The 13,936-nt window shown below is 70.9% G+C and carries 9 protein-coding genes; 8 read left to right on the forward strand and 1 reads right to left on the reverse strand.

Features of this window, described 5'->3' with window-relative positions:
* Positions 1–107: 107 nt before the first annotated feature.
* Entirely contained in the window at positions 108–1,859 is a 1,752-nt protein-coding gene (locus JK364_RS01145) for a 3-keto-alpha-glucoside-1,2-lyase-like domain-containing protein (RefSeq protein WP_201846543.1), read from the forward strand.
* A gap of 112 nt (positions 1,860–1,971) precedes the next feature.
* Here JK364_RS01145 and JK364_RS01150 read toward each other — a convergent pair whose 3' ends face one another.
* Positions 1,972–3,015: a LacI family DNA-binding transcriptional regulator gene (locus JK364_RS01150; RefSeq protein WP_201846545.1), complete on the reverse strand. Its 1,044-nt coding sequence runs from the start codon at positions 3,013–3,015 to the stop codon at positions 1,972–1,974.
* 263 nt (positions 3,016–3,278) lie between these two features.
* Between JK364_RS01150 and JK364_RS01155 the strand changes: the two genes are divergently transcribed.
* The 7 genes from JK364_RS01155 to JK364_RS01185 all read left to right on the forward strand — a co-directional run bounded on the left by JK364_RS01155 (position 3,279) and on the right by JK364_RS01185 (position 13,892).
* Entirely contained in the window at positions 3,279–4,427 is a 1,149-nt protein-coding gene (locus JK364_RS01155; RefSeq protein ID WP_201846547.1) for a Gfo/Idh/MocA family protein, read from the forward strand.
* Positions 4,428–4,597: 170 nt separating this feature from the next.
* Positions 4,598–5,935, forward strand: coding sequence for an ABC transporter substrate-binding protein (locus tag JK364_RS01160; RefSeq protein ID WP_201846549.1), 1,338 nt, complete (start codon positions 4,598–4,600; stop codon positions 5,933–5,935).
* Complete coding sequence (locus JK364_RS01165) at positions 5,932–6,903, forward strand: carbohydrate ABC transporter permease (RefSeq protein WP_201846551.1); 972 nt, start codon at positions 5,932–5,934, stop codon at positions 6,901–6,903. The genes JK364_RS01160 and JK364_RS01165 overlap by 4 nt, the downstream gene beginning before the upstream one ends.
* Entirely contained in the window at positions 6,900–7,736 is an 837-nt protein-coding gene (locus JK364_RS01170; protein ID WP_201846553.1) for a carbohydrate ABC transporter permease, read from the forward strand. Before JK364_RS01165 ends, JK364_RS01170 begins: the two co-directional genes overlap by 4 nt.
* A gap of 8 nt (positions 7,737–7,744) precedes the next feature.
* Positions 7,745–8,353 (forward strand): hypothetical protein, encoded by a 609-nt coding sequence (locus JK364_RS01175; protein WP_201846555.1) that lies wholly within the window; start codon positions 7,745–7,747, stop codon positions 8,351–8,353.
* A 55-nt stretch (positions 8,354–8,408) separates the two neighbouring features.
* Entirely contained in the window at positions 8,409–10,205 is a 1,797-nt protein-coding gene (locus tag JK364_RS01180; protein ID WP_201846557.1) for a sugar-binding domain-containing protein, read from the forward strand.
* A gap of 33 nt (positions 10,206–10,238) precedes the next feature.
* Entirely contained in the window at positions 10,239–13,892 is a 3,654-nt protein-coding gene (locus JK364_RS01185) for an alpha-glucuronidase family glycosyl hydrolase (protein ID WP_201846559.1), read from the forward strand.
* Positions 13,893–13,936: the final 44 nt, after the last annotated feature.

Raw genomic sequence — 13,936 nt, forward strand, 5'->3', positions numbered from 1 at the left:
AGCGACGGCACCCGCGTGCCGGAAGAACCAGCAGGACCGGAAGAACCGGAAGAACCGGAGGAGCCCGGTGGGCGCTGGGGCTCCTCCTCGCCCTGCTGCTGACGGCCATGACCACCGCCGTCCAGCCGCTCACCGCCGCGGCGAACGACCCGGGCGACAGCTTCTACACCAGGGCGTCGAGCAATGAGTTCCTCGCCTACTCCCGCATCATCCGCCTCCAGCACAGCGGTTCCGCCAACGGGACGCTCATCGGCACCTTCGAGCACGCGGCCAAGGACGGCACCGCGTCCGACTTCGTCATCCGCACCTCGAAGGACGACGGCAGGACATGGAAGACGCTCGCGACGCTGGACGACCCGCTGGAAGGCGAGAACCACCCGTCGGACCAGTTCTGGCAGCCGTTCCTCTTCGAACTCCCCAGGAAGATGGGCGAGTTCCCGGCGGGCACCCTGCTGCTGGCCGGCAACATCGCGCCCAGCGAGAAGGTCCGTACCGACTTCGTCCTGTGGCGGAGCACGGACCACGGGGCGCACTGGACCTTCCAGTCGATCCTGCAGACCGGTGGCGGCAGCGTCGGCGCACCGCACGGCGGATCCGGAGTCTGGGAGCCGTTCCTGACCGTCGACGGCGCCGGCCGCCTGGCCATGTACTTCTCCGATGAGCGGCGCGAGCCCGAATACGCCCAGATCATCGCCCATGTGGTGTCGAACGACGGCGGTGTCACCTGGAGCGCGCGCCCCGACGGATCCACGAACTTCGCACCCGGACTCGTCGTCGATGTCCGGAGTGATGTGGACACCGACCGTCCGGGGATGCCGACCGTCGCCACGCTGCCGGACGGGCGGATGGTCATGGCGTACGAGATCTGCGGCGCGGGCCGCAACTGCGAAGCCCATACGAAGACGTCCACCGACGGGGGTGCGACCTGGGGCGCCGGACCCTCGGACCTCGGAAAGATGGCCGTCACGTCCGACGGCCGGTACCTCGGGAGCAGCCCGTACATCGTGTGGAGCCCGGCGGGCGGCCCCTCGGGACGGCTGCTGCTGACCGGGATGCGGACCCGCTTCACCGAAACGAACGCCTTCAGTCCCGAGGACCGGCAGGCCGTCTTCATCAACGACCCCGACCTGTCCGGGCCCTGGTCCTGGACCCCGGCGCCCTTCGGGCCGGTCGCCGACCCCGCCCAGAACTGCAGCACCAGCTACAGCCCGCACCTGCTCCTGGACGCCTCGGGCAGGACGGTCCGCTTCACCACCGCGACCGCCACCGGGCCGACCGGCTGCATGGAGGCCACCGCGGTGGCCGGCACCGGGGTTCTGCCCTACTCCGATGCCTTCGCGAGGGGGAGGTCCGGCTGGGTCGACTACGGGGGCTGCTGGGCGACGTCGGGCGGTGTCCTGTCCGAGACGTGCGGTGGCACCGGCGGGAACAAGTCGATCGCGGGCTCCACCGGGTGGACCGACTACCGCCTCACGGGCGACGTACGCATCGACGGCGGAGCGCAGGCCGGATTCATCGTGCGGGCGTCCGACCCGGGCAAGGGGGCCGACGCCCTCGACGGCTACTACGTCGGTGTGTCTTCGCAACGGATCGTCCTCGGCAGGCAGAACGGTGCCTGGAAGGAGCTGGCGCGGACGGACATCCCGGGCGGCCTGTCCCCCGGGACGTGGTACCACCTGACGGTGAAGGCGGTGGGCTGCACCCTCACGGTGACCGGCCGGCCCTCGGCCTCCACCGCCACGCCGGTCGGCTTCACCCACAGGGATCCGGACTGTTCCTTCACCCGGGGCGCGATCGGGGTACGCGACCAGGCCGCGACCGCGAGCTGGCGGCATGTGACCGTCACCAGGAGCGGCTGAGCGCCCGTGCGCCGAGGGACCGTCCTTCGTCCGGCGGCCCCTCGGTCCGGATCGGCCAAGAATCGGTCCGGACCGGCGAAAGTCGGTCTGGACCGGCGAAAGTCGGTCCGGATCAGCGGAAGAGCTCTTGGCGCCCGCCATTCGTGGACTCCCGGGCGTGCAGCCAGTGCGGAGCCGTGTGCACCTCGAACGGCAGGGGTACGTCCGAGCGGATGCGGGCCGCCAGGCACTTCACGGCGAGCGAGGCGATCGCGGCCTTGTCGGGGACCACGGAGGTCAGGGACGGCGTGTTGTAGAGCGCCTCGTCGGAGCCGTCGATGCTCGCCACGGCGACGTCGTCCGGGATGTGCGACCCCGCTTCGAACAGGGCCCGCTGGGCGCCGACCGCCAGCAGGTCGCTGAAGCAGAAGACCGCGTCCGGCCGCACGCCGGCCGGCAGGGCGGCGAGAGCGCGCATCGCCAGCAGGCCGTTGTGCCGGTCGAACTCCTTGACGGAGGGGGCGAGCCGGGGGTCGTACGTCAGCCCGGCTTCGTGCAGGGCGAGCTGGAAGCCCTCCAGGCGCTGACGGCTGGTCGCCGACGCCTGCCGGTCCACGCCGATGGCGGCGATCCGCGTACGGCCGAGGCCGGCCAGGTGCGCGGTGGCCTCGCGCGCCGCCGCGACGTTGTCGATCAGGACGTGGTCGGCTCCCACCTGGTCGCGTTCGTAGCTGCGCTCGCCGAGCAGGACCAGCGGGAACTCGTTGGCCACGGCCGCGAGTTCGTCGGGCGAGACACCCAGGGGCGACAGGATCACGCCGTCCAGCAGGGACGCGCCGACGCCGGTCGCCAGGCGCAGTTCCTCCGTCGCGTCGCCCGACGTCTCCTCGATCAGGACCGTCAAGCCCAGCTGCGCGGCCTCGGCCCGTACGTGCTGGGCGAGTTCGGCGAAGTACGGCGTGGCCAGATCCGGGACGGCGAGGCCGATCAGGCCGCTGTGCCCGGTGCGCAGGCGTCGGGCCGACGGGTTCGGCCGGTAGCCGAGTTCGTGCACGGCCTTCAGTACGCGCTTCCGCGTGGCCTCGGACACTCGGGGAGCATCGCGTACAACGTTGGACACGGTCTTGATCGAAACCCCTGCCCGCTCCGCCACGTCCTTGAGTGTCACCGCGGCCACTGACCGAACCCCCTCACCTGTGTTTCTCCGCATTATGCACCGGCTTCGGCGGGCTGTCAGCGCCGGGACGGCTCGGAATCCCGTTCCTGACAAGGGGTTGACCGTGGCGAGATTTCGCGGTTACAACGTTGGAACCAATCGATAGCAAGCGGTTGCTACCGGAGGCGTCACGCGGGCGGCCGACGGCTGTCCGTCGGACGGTCCGGGCTGCCCGCCCGTGCCCATGGCGCCGCGCTCACCACCCACCTCATGAGAGGGTCCGCATGTCTTCGCACCACTCCACCACCCCACTGCGCACCGCCGTGGTCGGCACCGGAGGCATCGCGCGCTCCAGCCATCTGCCCGCGCTGCGGACGCTGGCCGACGCGGGCGAGGTGGAGATCGTCGCCGCCGTCGACGTCGACGTGGACGCGGTGCGCGCGTTCGCCGCCGGCGCCGGGATCCCGTACGCCTCGACGGACCTCGACGCGACCCTGGCCGAACTGCGCCCGGACCTCGTGGTGCTGTGCACCCCGCCCGCCGTGCACCGCGACCAGGCGGTGGCCGCTCTGAAGGCGGGCGCCTGGGTGTGGTGCGAGAAGCCGCCGTGCCCGTCCCTCGCCGACTTCGACGCGATCGAGGCCGCCGAGAAGGCCGGGGACGCGGGACCGTACGCCTCCATCGTCTTCCAGCACCGCTTCGGCTCCGGCGCACGCCATGTGCGGCGACTGCTGCGCGAGGGGGCGTTCGGCCGCCCGCTCGTCGCGCACTGTCAGACGACCTGGTACCGGGACACCGCCTACTACTCCGTTCCGTGGCGCGGGCGGTGGGCCACCGAGGGCGGCGGTCCCGCCATGGGGCACGGCATCCACCAGATGGATCTGCTGCTCGACCTGATGGGTCCCTGGAGCGAGGTGCGGGGGATGGCGGCGCGGCTCGTGCACGACGTGGAGACCGAGGACGTGTCCACGGCACAGGTGCGGTTCGCGAGCGGTGCCGTGGCCACCGTGGTCAACAGCGTGCTCAGCCCGGACGAGGTCAGCCGCGTCCGCGTCGACTGCGAGCACGCCACGGTCGAGCTGACCCATCTGTACGGCTACCGCAACGCGGACTGGCGCATCACCGCGGCCCCCGGCGTCCCCGAGGAGACGGTGGCGGCCTGGCGCGACTTCGGCACGGACGAGCCGAGTTCGCATCTGGCCCAACTCCGGGCCCTCGTGGCCGACATCAGGGCGGGACGGCGCCACGCCACCAGCGGTGCGGGCGGGCGTCAGACGCTCGAGTTCATCACCGCCCTGTACAAGTCCGCGTTCACCGGCGCCCCGGTCCACGCGGGGGAGATCGGCCCCGGCGACCCCTACTACACCGAGCTGCACGGCGGCGCCCAGGGCTGGGCCCCCGCCACCACCCGCACGGAAGAGGCCCCCGCATGACGCCCGCACCGACCCACGCCCACCGCGACCGCATCACCGCGCCCCACGAGAAGCCCGTCCGCTCCCCCGCCGACACCCTCCCCCGCGGCTAGCCGCCCATCCCGGCATCCAACGCCCGCCACGACTTCCCCCCGCAGCGCCCACTCCCCCTTTCCCCCTGGAAGGCCCCCATGCCCGAGCCTCCGAACGGCCGGCTCCACCAGCCGAGCCGCCGGGCCGTCCTCGCCGCGGCCGCCGCCGGCCTCAGTACGGCCCTGACCTCCACCCTCTCCGGCTGCTCCGCCGCGAGCGGCAGCACCTCAGACGGCATCACCCTCACGTTCTCCTGGTGGGGGAACGACGACCGTGCCGCGCGTACCGAGAAGGCGGTACGTCTCTTCGAGAAGGAGCACCCGGGCGTCACCGTCCGCACATCCAATGGTGAATTCAGCTCCTATCTGCAGAAGTTGTCCACCCAAGCCGCGGGCGGCGGGATACCCGATGTGGTCCAGCTCGACTACCGGCAGATCTCGCAGTACGCGGGCGGCGAAGCGATCAGGCCGCTGGACGACGTCATCAAGGCCAGGACGATCCGCACGTCCGAGATGGACAAGGGCCTGCTGCGCACCGGCACCTACGAGGGCGGGCAGTATGCCGTGCCCATGGGCCGTGGCATCACCGGATACGCCTATGACTCCGCCGTCTACAAGAAGGCCGGAATCCCCACGCCCCGGCCGAGTTGGACCTGGCAGGACTGGGGCGAGGCCAACAAGAAGATCGCCGCCCTGGGTCTGAAATCCCCCGACGGACGCCCCTACACGGGCTCCAACGACGGCGGCGCCAACGAGGACGTCTTCGAGACCTGGCTGCGCGGCCGCGGCCGTAATCTCTACGCGAGCCAGACCGAACTCGGCTTCACCCAGGACGACCTGGCCGCCTTCTGGTCGTTCTGCGACAGACTCCGCAGGGAGGGCGCCATCGCCCAGGCCCGGGACACCGTGCAGGCCAAGAGCACCGAGACCAGCCCCATCGGCCGCCGCCTCGCGGCCGCCGACTTCACCTGGGACGCGCCGTTCCCCGGGTACACGGGCCTGCTCGGCGAGGACATCCACTTCGCGCCCGTGCCCACGACCGGCGGCCACCAGGGCACGTACTTCAAGCCGACCATGCTCATCGGTATCGGCGCGAACAGCGAGCATCCCAAGGAAGCGGCCCAGTTGATCGACTTCCTCCTCAACGACCCACGGGCGGGCGACATCCTCGGCTTCTCCCGCTCCACCCCGCCCAACCGCAAGATCGCCGCCCGGGTCGCCAAGACGCTCCAGGGACCGGAGCGGGAGATCTACGACTACGCGCAGACGATGGAGAAGTACGGCGTGGACGCCCCGCCGACCGCACCGCCGCCCGGCGACCTCGCGATCCAGACGGCGTTCAAACGGGGCTACCAACGCGTGATGTACGGCATGGCCACCCCGCGGCAGGCGGCGCGCGAACTCATCGACGAGGCGAACCGGGAGCTGAGGTCATGAGCACGGTGTCGACGACGAGGGCGCCCGCGCGCGTCGACCGCACGACGGATCCGCGCCCGCGGAAGAGCAAGCGGCGCCAGGTCCGTGAACGGCAGTGGCCCGCCTATGTGTTCCTCTCCCCGTGGATGATCGGCGCGGTCGTGCTGACCCTGGTGCCGATGGCCGTGTCGCTGTACCTGTCGTTCACGGACTACAACCTGTTCGACCCGCCGCACTGGGTGGGCTTGCGCAACTACCAGGAGATGCTGTTCGAGGATCCGCGCTACTGGCGGTCGGTCGGCACCACCATGCTGTACGTCGTCGTGGCCGTTCCGCTGAAGCTGGGCCTCGCCCTCGGCGTGGCGATGCTTCTGAAGAACCTCGGCCGGGGCCGGGGCTTCTACCGCTCCGCGTTCTACGCGCCGTCGCTGCTCGGGGCGAGCATGTCCATCGCCCTGGTGTGGAAGGCGCTGTTCAACGACGGCGGCACGATCCCCGACGTCCTGGACGCGGTCGGCATCAACGCCGGCGGCTGGGTCGGCAACCCCCACCTCGCGGTGTACGCGGTCGTCCTGCTGACGGTGTGGCAGTTCGGCGCACCCATGGTGATCTTCCTGGCGGGCCTCCAGCAGATCTCGCCCGACCTCTACGAGGCCGCGGCGCTCGACGGCGCGGGCCGCTGGCGGCAGTTCGTGTCCATCACCGTGCCGATGCTGTCCCCGGTCGTCTTCTTCAACCTGGTCCTCGAGGTCATCAACTCGTTCCAGGTCTTCACCCCGGCCTTCGCCATCAGCGGCGGCGACGGCGGACCCGCCGACTCCACGATGTTCTACACGCTCTACCTGTACGAGCGCGGCTTCACGGCCTCGCACATGGGCTACGCCGCGGCGATGGCCTGGCTGCTGCTGATCGCCATCGGCGCGATCACCCTGATCCTGTTCCGGACCTCCCGGTCCTGGGTCTTCTACGCGGACGAGGGGGAACGATGAACATCGCCACGAAGCGGTGGCTGCCGCACACCGTCGCGGCCGTGTGCCTGCTCGTCCTGCTGTACCCGCTGGCCTGGCTGCTGGCCACCTCGCTCAAGCCGGCCGACGAGGTGGTGACGAGCCTGGACCTGCTGCCCAGCCACCTGGAGTGGTCGAACTACACGACCGCCCTGGACGGGGTCTCCGGCGTCACCGTCAGCCGCCTGCTCGGCAACACCCTGCTGATCGCGGGGGGCGCGGTGGTCGGCAACGTCCTGTCCTGCTCGCTGGCCGCCTACGCCTTCGCCCGGCTGCGCTTCCGCATGAGCAAGGTGATGTTCGCCTTCATGGTGGCGACGCTGATGCTGCCGCACCACGTCGTGCTGATTCCGCAGTACATCATCTTCAACCGCCTCGGCCTGGTGGACAGTTTCTGGCCGCTGATCCTGCCGAAGTTCCTGGCCACCGAGGCGTTCTTCGTCTTCCTCATCGTCCAGTTCATGCGCGGCCTTCCGCGCGAGCTGGAGGAGTCCGCGCGGATCGACGGCTGCGGTCCCTTCCGCGCGTATTGGTCGATCACGCTGCCGCTGGCCCGGCCCGCGCTGATCACCACGGCCATCTTCACGTTCATCTGGACGTGGAACGACTTCTTCACGCAGATGATCTATCTCTTCGCGCCGGAGAAGTTCACCATCACGCTCGCCCTGCGCAGCTTCGTCGACCAGTCCAGCACCTCCGCGTACGGCCCCATGTTCGCCATGTCGGTGATCTCGGTGCTGCCGATCGTGCTGTTCTTCTTCGTCTTCCAGCGCTACCTCGTGCAGGGCATGGCCACGTCCGGACTGAAGGGGTGAGGCACACCATGGCCCACGCACCGATCGCGCACCGGCGCGAGCGCCGGGAACCCGGAGAGGTCTTCGGCTCCGGCTTCAGCCTCTTCGCCGACATGCTGCTCGTCGGCCTGCTCACCAGCCTCGCCTGCCTGCCGGTCGTCACGGCCCCGGCCGCGTTCGCCGCCGCGTCCGCGACGCTCCGGCAGGCCGCGGGCAGCGGCGTCCAGGTCAGGGCCGGTACGTACGGCGCTCACCTCCGTGCCCATCTGTCCGCGCGCTCGGCGGCGCTCGGTCTGGTGCCGCCGCTGCTCGCGGTGGTCGTCCTGGTCGATGCCGCGCTGATGCGCGCCGCACTGCCCGGAGCGGCCGTCATGGCGCCCGCCCTCGCGCTGCTCGTCCTGGGGGCCACGATCGTGGCGCTGCGGGCGACCGCGCTCAGGACACCGCACCCGCTGTCCGCACGCGAGGCGCTGCTTCGCTCGGCCGCGGACCCGCGCGGCAGTCTTCTCCTGGCCGGTGCCGTGCTCCTCGGCGGGCTCCTGGCCTGGTCGATTCCGCTGCTGGTCCCGCTGCTGCCGGGTCCGCTGGCGTTCGCCGCCACGGTGGTGGACATCCGCTCGGACGCCCTGGAGAACTGAACCGCGGCGCGCCACCTTCCCCCTCGCCCACGCACCACATCACCGGAGTTCACGCATGCCCTACCCGCACCTGGACGCCGCAGGCCATCCGAGGCCGCAGCTGATCCGCGATCCCGACTGGCGCGACCTCGGCGGTCCCTGGCAGTTCGCCCACGACGACGAGGACCACGGCCGCGCCGACCGGTGGATGGATCCGGCGGCCTCCGCGCCGTTCACCGGCACCGTCACCGTGCCCTACCCGCCCGAGTCCGCGGCCTCGGGCGTGGCGGACACCGGCTTCCACCCCGTGCTCTGGTACCGGCGCACGATCGAGGTGCCCCGGCCGGCCGCCGGGCGGCGGCTCCTGCTGCACTTCGGTGCGGTCGACCACCGGGCCGAGGTCTGGCTGAACGGCCGCCCGGTGGGGCGTCACGAGGGCGGGCACACCGGCTTCACCTGCGATCTGACCGACGCGGTCGACCGGGACGGCGAGCAGACAGTCGTGGTCCGCGCCGAGGACCAGCCGCTCGACGCGGCGCAGCCCCGCGGCAAGCAGGACTGGCGCCGGGATCCGCATGTCATCTGGTACCACCGCACCTCCGGGATCTGGCAGCCGGTGTGGCTGGAAGAGGTCCCGGCCGAGCACATCACGCTCCTGCACTGGACCCCCGAGGTGGCCCACGCCCGCGTCCGCTGCCGGCTGCGTCTCGGCCACTGGCCGCGGCGCCCGCTGACCGTGACGGTCCGCCTCACGCGGGGCGAGCGGGTGCTCGCCGAGCAGCGGACGCTGTTCGAGGGCCAGGAGACGGAGTTCGACGTCGCGGTGCCCGCCCTGCGCCACGGGCAGGACCTCGACGATCTGCTCTGGAGTCCGGAGCGGCCGCAACTCATCGACGCCGTGGTGGAGTTGCGCGACGCGGCCGACGACACCCCGGTCGACCGCGTCACGTCCTACCTCGGCCTGCGCGACATCGGCTGGGACGACGGCGTCTTCCTCCTCAACCACAAGCCGTACTTCCTCCGGTTCGCGCTCCAGCAGGGCTACTGGCCCGCATCGCATCTGTCGGCCTCGGCCGGTGAATTGCGCCGCGACGTCGAACTGGCCAAGGAGATCGGCCTCAACGGGCTGCGCGTCCACCAGAAGGTCGAGGATCCGCGCTTCCTGTACTGGGCCGACCGGCTCGGGCTGCTGCTGTGGGAGGAGATGCCGTCGGCGTACGCGTTCGGCGCGCGGTCCGTCGAGCGCGTGGTCGCCGAGTGGACCGAAGCCGTCTCCCGCGACCTCAGCCACCCCTCGATCGTCGCCTGGGTCCCGATCAACGAGTCCTGGTCCGTGCCGAACCCGGCGCTCGTCCCCGCACAGCGCCACTTCATGGACGCCCTCTACCACCTGACCAAGGCCCTGGACCCCTCCCGCCCCGCCGTCTCCAACGATGGCTGGGAGATCTCCGCCGCCGACATCTGGGGCGTCCACGACTACACCCAGCGCGGGGACGTACTGCGCGAGCGCTACGGCCACGCCTCGCTGCGGCAGGGCGAGATCACCGAGCGGTGGCCCGGCGCCAAACGCCTGACCCTGGACGGCGTCCGCCACCAGGGGCAGCCCGTCGTCCTCAGCGAGTTCGGCGGCGCGACCTTCGAACCTGCGGAGGGCGCCGAGTGGTTCGGCTACGACACCGTGGCCACGAAGGAGGACTTCGCCGAACGCCTCGCGGACCTGGTGGCCGCCGCGGTGGACTCCGGGCTCGCGGGCTTCTGCTACACCCAGTTCACCGACACCGAACAAGAGACCAACGGCCTGCTCACACCGGACCGCCGGCCGAAGATCCCCGTGTCCGAACTGCGCGAAATCCTCACCCGAACCCCTGCATAGCGTGTCTCGTTCTTCCGTAGAGGAGAAACCGCAATGGCACGATCCGAGTACAGCCGCCGCCGGGTGCTCCAGGCATCCGCTCTCGCCTTCGCCACGGTGCTGAGCCCATGGAGCACGGCAGCCGGCCTCGCCGCGTCGGCGGGCATCCCCGATGAGGACGGCCACGATCTATGGCTGCGCTACCGCCCCACTGCCGATCCCCGGCGGCTCGAGGAGTACCGGAAGGCCCTGGCCGGTCTGGCACGTCAGGGCGAGGGCCGGGTCATGGGGAACGCCGAGCTGGAGCTGCGGCGGGCCATCGAGGGCCTCACCGGCAGCGCACCGGTGCGGGTTGCCGCCGATCGAGCCCCGGTCGTCATCGGCACGGTGGACGAGTCGCCGGTCGTGCGATCCGAGGTGAGTCCCGATCGGCTGGCCCGGATCGGTGCGCAGGGGTTCGTGATCGAGATGACCGGCACACCGGGCAGGCGGCCACGACTGGTCATCGGGGCCCACAGCGATCGGGGCGTGCTGGCCGGGGTCTTCCATCTCATCCGTCTGCTGCAGCTCGAGCGTCCACTGCACAGGTTGTCCGTGCTGCAGAAGCCGCGCACCGCACTGCGCATGATGAATCACTGGGACAACTTCGACGGGTCGATCGAGCGTGGCTACGCGGGCACTTCGATCTTCGAGTGGGACAAGCTGCCGGACATCTCCGACCGGGTCGTCGACTATGCGCGGTCCATGGCATCGATCGGCATCAACGCATCGGTGCTCAACAACGTGAACGCCAGTGCCGACTTCATCACCAGCGGGATGCTGACCAGACTCAGACCCCTGGCGGCACTTCTCCACGCGTGGGGGATCTCGACCTGGCTGTCCGTCAACTACGCCAGCCCGATGATCCTGACCGCGGACGACGCCGATCCGATCACGACGGCCGATCCCGCCGATCGACGGGTCCAGCGGTGGTGGCAGGACAAGAGCGCCGAGATCTTCAAGACCCTGCCCGGCTTCGGTGGGTTCCTGGTGAAGGCGAACTCGGAGGGGCAGCCCGGCCCGCTCGACTACGGACGCACCCATGCCGAGGGCGCGAACATGCTGGCCCGCACGGTCGCACCGCACGACGGGCGGATCGTCTGGCGCAGCTTCGTCCACGAGGATTTCGGCGACTGGGCGGAGTACCAGTACCGGGTGTTCGCCCCGCTGGACGGCACGTTCGACGACAACGTCATCCTGCAGACCAAGTACGGACCGATCGACTTCCAGATCCGCGAGCCCGTACACCCCCTGTTCGGCGCCATGCGCCACACCAACCAGATGCTGGAACTCCAGCTCACTCAGGAGTACACCGGCCACGAGATTCACACGACCTATCTGGCTCCGCTGTGGCGGGAGGTGCTGACCTTCCCGACGCGGGGGCCCGGCACCGGACCGACCGTCGCCGACATCCTCTCGGACGGCGATGACCGAGCGCCGCGGGCGGGCATCGCCGGAGTCAGCAACTTCGGCAACGCCCGCGACTGGACCGGCTCTCTGCTGGGAGCGGCGAACACCTACGCCTTCGGCAGGATGTGCTGGAACCCGGACGCCGATCCCCGGGACCTGGCCGCGGAGTGGGCCGGGCAGACCTTCGGCACCGACCGCGCGGTGACCGAGATGGTGGCCGACATTCTGGTGCACTCGCGCCGGACGTACGAGGACTACACCTCGCCGCTGGGGATGGGCTATCTCACCGACCCCGGCGGCGACCATCTCGACCCGAGCCCGCTGGGCACCCTCTTCCAGTCACACCACACCACGGCCGAGGGCACCGGCTTCGACCGCACCGAGGCGACCGGCAGCGGCTTCACCGGGCTCTACCCACGGCCCTGGCGGAAGCGCTACGAGTCCACGGCGACCTGTCCCGACGAGCTGCTGCTGTTCATGCACTGGGTGCCGTACGGCCACCGACTGCGGTCGGGCAAGACGGTCATCCAGCACATCTACGATACGCACTTCACCGGGGTCGACCGCGTCGACCGGTTCCTCGCCGGGTGGAGCGAACTGTCCGGGGAGGTCGACCGGCAGCGCCATGCCGCCGTCGAGGCGGGCTTCGAGGCCCAGCGGGAGCACGCGACGTTCTGGCGCGACACGGTGGTCGGATTCTTCTTCGACAGGAGCCGCATCGTCGACGCGAAGCGGGAATGGCTGCAGGCGGGGCTGAACGGCTCGCGGGTGCTGCTCGGCGGCCGGCCGAACCTCTTGCCGGTCACCGTCACCAACGCCTCGGCGCGGGACCTCGACATCACGGTCGCACTGCGGCCACCGTCCGAGGACTGGCGCACCGAGCCCGCCGAACAGTCCGCGGCCGGCGCCGTGACCGCGACGTTCGAGCTGCCGGTCACACCCCCCTTGCCGGGCACCGTCGCCGCCCTGGACCTGGACGTGGCGCCGAAGCTCACCCGGCTCGACGGCCGGCCGCCGTCCCTGGTCGTCGCCCCCGACGGCGGGCGCTGCCTCATGGCGCTCAACGCCGGTCCACGGAACGGCACTTCGATGCCCGGCTACGGCGCGCTGACCCCCGAGTCGGCCTGGTCCGCGTCGGCCGGCCACGGCTGGGTCGGTGCCGCCCCGTCGGCCAGGGACCGCGGTGGCGAGCCCCTGTTGCGCGACCATCTCTGGCACAACTCGTCCCGGGTGCTGCGCGTCGCCCTGCCGGCCGGCAAGCACACCGGATACGCGCTGGTCGGGGACACCGGTGCCACGGCCTCGCCGACCCGGGTCGCGGTGAACGGCGTCACCGTCGCCACCAGTCCGAAGCAGCCCGGCGGAACCTTCACCTGGCTGGAGCTTCCCCTCGAGGGAGGTGCCACCGGCCGCACCGCGGACATCACGTTCACGGGCGTGGGCGGCCCCTGGCGGCTGTCCGCGTTCGCCGTCACGGATCCGACCGCCCCGGCACCGTCCCTGGTGGTGCTGAGGGCGGCGGCGGATCCGGTGTGGTGGACGGGCCGGGCCAACCCGGTCACGGTGCTGGTACGCAACACCGGTGCCGAGGACCGCGACGTCACCGCCCGGCTGGTCACCCCCGACGGCTGGTCCGGCACCGAGCGGACCGTGACGGTCGCCGCCGGAGCCGAGCGAGAGCTGACGGTCACCGCGACCCCGGTGGCCACTCCGGGATTCGCCACCGTCGAGATCCGGCTCACCAGCGGCGACGAGGAGATCGAGCACGGCCGGTCGGTGTCCGTGGTCACCACGCCGCACCCCGATGACGCGGCCTCGGCGTTCGACGCCGGCCCGCCGTCCAGCCCGCTGCTGACCGGGTACACCAGGCTGTCGCCCGAGGACGACTACACCGACGACCGTGGCTTCGGCTGGGTCGGCGACCGGCCGCTCACCCGTGACCGGGGCAACGCCGACGACCTGCGCCGCGACATCGTCATGCGGAAGGGCAAGCCCAGCGTTCTGCGCGTCCCGGTGCCGGCCGGCAAGCACACGGTGTGGGTGCTCACCGGCGACTCCCTCACCGATTCGGGTGTCACCACCATCTCCGAGGACGGCACGGTCCTCGGACGCTCCGGCGACGACAGCCTGCCCAGCCGCGCCTTCGTCTGGTTCTCCTTCGATCTCGACGGCGGCGCGGACGGGCGCACCGCCGACCTGGAAATCACCGGCTCGAAGCTGAACGGCCTCTGGCGCATCGCGGCCCTGGTCGTCGTCTGAGCCCACCCCCGCGCCGTACACCCACGTGTTCCTCCGGGCGCGGC

This window comes from Streptomyces endocoffeicus (genome assembly GCF_016741935.1).
GTDB classification, from domain to species: domain Bacteria; phylum Actinomycetota; class Actinomycetes; order Streptomycetales; family Streptomycetaceae; genus Streptomyces; species Streptomyces endocoffeicus.

Excerpts from the sequence above, each read along its gene's own strand:
- JK364_RS01145 (WP_201846543.1), top strand. The coding sequence starts at position 108 with ATGACCACCGCCGTCCAGCCGCTCACCGCCGCGGCGAACGACCCGGGC.
- JK364_RS01155 (WP_201846547.1), top strand. The coding sequence starts at position 3,279 with ATGTCTTCGCACCACTCCACCACCCCACTGCGCACCGCCGTGGTCGGC.
- JK364_RS01160 (WP_201846549.1), top strand. The coding sequence starts at position 4,598 with ATGCCCGAGCCTCCGAACGGCCGGCTCCACCAGCCGAGCCGCCGGGCC.
- JK364_RS01165 (WP_201846551.1), top strand. The coding sequence starts at position 5,932 with ATGAGCACGGTGTCGACGACGAGGGCGCCCGCGCGCGTCGACCGCACG.
- JK364_RS01170 (WP_201846553.1), top strand. The coding sequence starts at position 6,900 with ATGAACATCGCCACGAAGCGGTGGCTGCCGCACACCGTCGCGGCCGTG.
- JK364_RS01175 (WP_201846555.1), top strand. The coding sequence starts at position 7,745 with ATGGCCCACGCACCGATCGCGCACCGGCGCGAGCGCCGGGAACCCGGA.
- JK364_RS01180 (WP_201846557.1), top strand. The coding sequence starts at position 8,409 with ATGCCCTACCCGCACCTGGACGCCGCAGGCCATCCGAGGCCGCAGCTG.
- JK364_RS01185 (WP_201846559.1), top strand. The coding sequence starts at position 10,239 with ATGGCACGATCCGAGTACAGCCGCCGCCGGGTGCTCCAGGCATCCGCT.